2 protein-coding genes are annotated in these 2,839 nt (G+C 65.1%); both read right to left on the bottom strand.

Features of this window, described 5'->3' with window-relative positions:
* Nucleotides 1-699: MFS transporter (locus RMQ73_RS00390; RefSeq protein WP_310495976.1), on the bottom strand; the 699-nt coding region annotated here is incomplete at its 3' end.
* 19 nt (nt 700-718) lie between these two features.
* Nucleotides 719-2,839 (bottom strand): glycoside hydrolase family 3 N-terminal domain-containing protein (locus RMQ73_RS00385; protein WP_310495975.1); only part of this gene is annotated, 2,121 nt, incomplete at its 5' end.

Genomic DNA, 2,839 nt, shown 5'->3' with positions numbered 1-2,839 from the left:
GCCCTTGAGCGCACCGCGGAACATCCAGACCACGCCTGCAACGACGGCCAGCGCCGCTGCAAGACCCAGATAGCCGTTGACGATGGCCTGGCTTTCACTGGTGCGATAGGCGTCGAGTGCGGCCCCTGAAAACTGTGCCGCGCTGACATTGGCAAGGCCGCCTAGGATCAGGATCGCCCCGGCAATGGGAAACAGCGTCGTGCCCAGCGAGTTGAACCCTTGTGCAAACGTAAGCCGGCTATGCGCGGTGCGGGCAGGACCAAGCATGGAAATCAGCGGGTTGGCGACAACCTGCACGATGACCACTCCGCTGGCGAGCACGAACAGTGCCAACAGGAACACCGCATATGTCGCGGTCTGGCTGGCCGGGATGAACAACAGGCAGCCCGTCATCATCAACAGCAGCCCGGCGACGGCCCCGCGCATGTAGCCGATCCGCTTGACCAGCCGCGCACCGGGAATGCCGATCACCAGATAGGCGGTGAAGAAGCAGAACTGCACCAGCATGGCCTGGGTGTAATTGAGCGTGAACAGCTCCTTCAGCTTGGGAATGATCACATCATTGAGCGACGTGATTCCACCGAAGATGAAAAATAGCGCCATGACGAACAACTGCAACCGCGGCGCATCGACATGATTGTCATCGCCCATTGCGGGGTTGCTGTCGGTGCTGTTTGTCGCGCCTGGGGCCATTGCCATGACGTTGTTCTCCTGCGCGCTAATCAAGCTTGGAAGGACATTGGGTAGCAGGCCCGGCGCTCTCGAGTGCTGCGCGCCGCAAGGTCATCGTGAAGCCCTTGTTGGCCGCTATGCGAACCGGTGTGCCGACCGCCTTGAGGTCAGCGCCCGCCTCGGCAAAACAGCGCAGCGCAATCCGCGTTGTCGTGGGCACCCCGATAGGGGCAGCCCGGATCTGCGGCCCGATATCAAGCGTGGCACCGCCCATGGAAAGCGCGACCGGCCCGGTCGGAGCGACGTCGATCCGCCATTCGAAGTGCAGAACAAAACCGGCGTCGAGCTGCCGCATCAGGTTGACCGGCGGGCCGTCGATGGCGATGGCGCCGCGCTCGGTCCAGGCGAATTGGCGCGCATCCTCCTGCGCGGCCAGATCAAGCGCCCGGCCCACGACCATGCTGTCCAGGCCCAGGCGCCATGGGGATGGCACCTTGCCAAGCGAGAAGTAACTGTCCGCGCTTTCAAAGGCAGCAAGGTCAACGCGGGGGTCCTCGTTGACAGGCCCTAACGCCATAGGGCCCAACGCGGCGGACTTGCGATAGTGCAGGCCATAGCCAACCGGGAACAGGGGGTTTGCAACAGGCGATAGCGCATCGGCCGGCCAGGCGAATGGCAGCCGGCCAGTGAAATCGCGCGCAGGTTTCCCGTCAGAGCGCGCAACCAGCACATCGGCGACACCTGCGCCCTGGGTGCCGGGCAACCATGCCGCAACAAAGGCATCCGAGGCGTTGATCTGCGTGCCGGTGAACAGTGGCCTGCCCGACAGGAACACCGAAACCACGCGAATACCTTGCGCCTTGAGGCGTGCGATCAGTTCCTGTTCACCCGAATGCGCGCGAAAGGCCAGGTTGGGCATGTCGCCCTGAAACTCGGCATAGGGCTGCTCCCCGTAAACCACGACTGCCACATCGGGCCGCGCGGACCAATTGCCATCGGGCGCCAGCACGGCCTGTCCGCCTGCCTCAACAACGGCTGACGCAATTGCGCGGCCGATCGTCTGGCCCTTGGGAAAATCGGATGCCGCGGTGTCCGTGCCTTGCCAGGTGATCGTCCAGCCGCCAGCCTGCATCGCCATGTTGTCGGCGCCGGGGCCTGCCACGAGCACGCGCGAGCCGGGGCGGAGCGGTAGCACGCCGCCATTGTTCTTGAGCAAAACCAGCGACCTGGCGGCAGCTTCGCGCGCCAGCGCCAGATGGTCCGGGGCGCCGACTTGGGCGGCGTCGCCGCGCTGCACCGGGGCGTCGCCGAGCAGTCCCAGCTTTGCCTTTACCCGCAGGATCCGGCGGACGGCATCGTCGATGCGCGACAGGGGAATGGCGCCACTGCGCGCATCGCGCACGGTTGCTTCGAACAAGCCCTTCCAGCTGTCCGGCGCCATGGCCAGATCCAGCCCGGCGTTGAAGCTGGCCGCGCAATCGGTGACTGTGCAACCCGGCACTTGGCCATGTCCGTTCCAGTCCCCGACAACCAGCCCGGCAAAGCCCATCCGCCGCTTGAGGATATCGGTCAACAAGCTGGCGTTGCCGTGGTTCTTGACGCCGTTCCAGCTTGAAAAACTGGCCATGACCGTTAGCGCGCCGGCGTTGATCGCTGCGGGGTATCCGCGCGCGTGAACCGCCGCGAGGTCGCGTTCGGAAATGGCGGCATCGCCCTGGTCCTTGCCTTGCGCCGTGGCGCCATCGGCAAGGAAATGCTTGGCCGTGGCCGCAACCCTGTTGGCCGCGATCGGCCGCCCGGCAATGACCGCGCCTTGCAGGCCAAGGGTCATGGCTCGCCCGTACCGCGCCACCAGGGCGGGGTCGGCGGCATAGCCTTCGTAGCTGCGGCCCCAGCGCAGATCCTGCGGCACAGCCAGCGTCGGCGCGAACGTCCAGTCGGCGCCGCTTCCCGCCACCTCGGCAGCCGTGGCAGCACCGATGCGCTTGATCAAGGCCGGATCATTGGCGGCACCAAGGCCGATATTGTGAGGAAAAATCGTTGCGCCGGGCAGGTTCGAATGGCCATGGACGGCATCGACACCGAACAGGATCGGCACGCCCGCGCCGCTTTTGATGGACGCCGAACGAAATTCGGCAATCAGCTGCTGCCATTTGACTGCATCGGC

This window comes from Sandarakinorhabdus sp., assembly GCF_031430775.1.
Lineage (GTDB): Bacteria > Pseudomonadota > Alphaproteobacteria > Sphingomonadales > Sphingomonadaceae > Sandarakinorhabdus.
This window is presented reverse-complemented; position numbering and strand designations above follow the sequence as displayed.